This is a genomic window from Nocardiopsis coralli (assembly GCF_014892575.1).
Lineage (GTDB): Bacteria > Actinomycetota > Actinomycetes > Streptosporangiales > Streptosporangiaceae > Nocardiopsis > Nocardiopsis coralli.
On record NZ_JADBGI010000056.1, the window covers coordinates 1 to 1,358 of the forward strand.

Consider the following 1,358-nt stretch of genomic DNA (forward strand, 5'->3'; position numbering starts at 1 on the left):
GTAGCAAGATCTACTGGGGATCATGGTGGGTGTCGGGGAGGGTTTCGACGGGAGCCGCCCTGACAGCGACGCTGGGGTGACTCAAGCAAGATCTGTCCGTGACGGACCTGATGTGGGACCTGTCCACCAGCGCTCGCGGGCCAGAGCCCCGCCCGTGGGAGTGACCTCATAGAAGCCTGTGCAGCGGTTCACTCACAGTAGATCTGTCCCCCATGGGCAGGGCCCTGGCAGCCGTCCCGTCCTCGCCTTGAGGAAGAACAGGACCCTGTCATGGTGACAGTGGGCATTGACCCGCACAAGCGCATGCACCAAGCCGTCGCCCTGGCCCAGGACGGCACCCGCCTGGGCAAACCCCTGACCACCGCCTCCGGGCCCCAAGCGGTGCACAAGCTCCTGGCCTGGGCCCGGGCCCAGGCCCGGGGCGGTCCGGTGCTGTGGGCGATCGAGGGCGGCCCCGGCCTGGGCCGCGCGGTGGCCGATGCCCTGCTGGGGGCCGACCAGCAGGTGGTGTGGGTGCCCACCCGCACCATGGCCGCCCACCGCCGCCTGAGCGGGCCGGTGGGCGCCAAGTCCGACGTGATCGACGCGGTGGCGGTGGCCCGGGCGGCCCTGGCCGAGCCCGACCTGGCCCGCCACCGCATCGACCCGGCCGTGCGGCAGGTGCGGGTGCTGGTGGACCTGCGCCAGGACTTGGTCCAGCGCCGTGTGGGCCTGGCCAACCGGCTCACGGCGATGCTGCACCTGGAGCTGGGCCTGAGCACCGCAAAGGGGCGCTTGTCCACCCGTACCGCTCTGGAGCGGCTGGAGCACCAGATCACCCGGGCCGGGGTGGAGGAGGCCGTGGGCTTCGTGCTGGCCGACCAGATCCGGGAGCTGCGGGTGCTGATCGAGCGGATCGCTGAGTGCGAGCGGGCGTTGAAGGAGCGCCTGGAGCCCCTGGCTCCGGGCCTGTTGGCGATCCCGGGGATCGGGGTGGTCTGGGCGGCGGTGCTCCTGTCGCAGGTGACTGATGTGTCGCGGTTCTCGTCTTCGGCGAAGCTGGCCCGGTGGGCGGGGTGCGCGCCGATCCCGGTGTTCTCCTCGGGCCGCCAGCGCCACCGGTTGCACCGGGGCGGCAACCGTCAGGTCAACCGGGCGTTCCATTCGATCGCGATGGTCCAGGCCCGCTCCTGCGGGCCGGCCCGGGAGTTCGTGCGGGACAAGGAAGCACACAAGGGCAGGAAGGGTGCCTACCGGGCGTTGAAGCGCCATCTGGTCGATGTGGTGTATCGGACGATGATCGCTGATCAACAGCAGCGGCAGGCCCGAGAAGCGACGCAGGAGGTTTACGGGCCCGCCGCTTGACATAGAAGCGTCCC

General features: G+C 70.6%; 1 protein-coding gene. It reads left to right on the forward strand.

Translation table 11 applies throughout. The features are described 5' to 3' along the window. Positions 1 to 270 precede the first annotated feature (270 nt). A complete protein-coding gene (locus IDM40_RS27735; protein ID WP_193125039.1) occupies positions 271 to 1,344 on the forward strand; it encodes an IS110 family RNA-guided transposase in 1,074 nt (357 codons plus the stop codon). Positions 1,345 to 1,358: the final 14 nt, after the last annotated feature.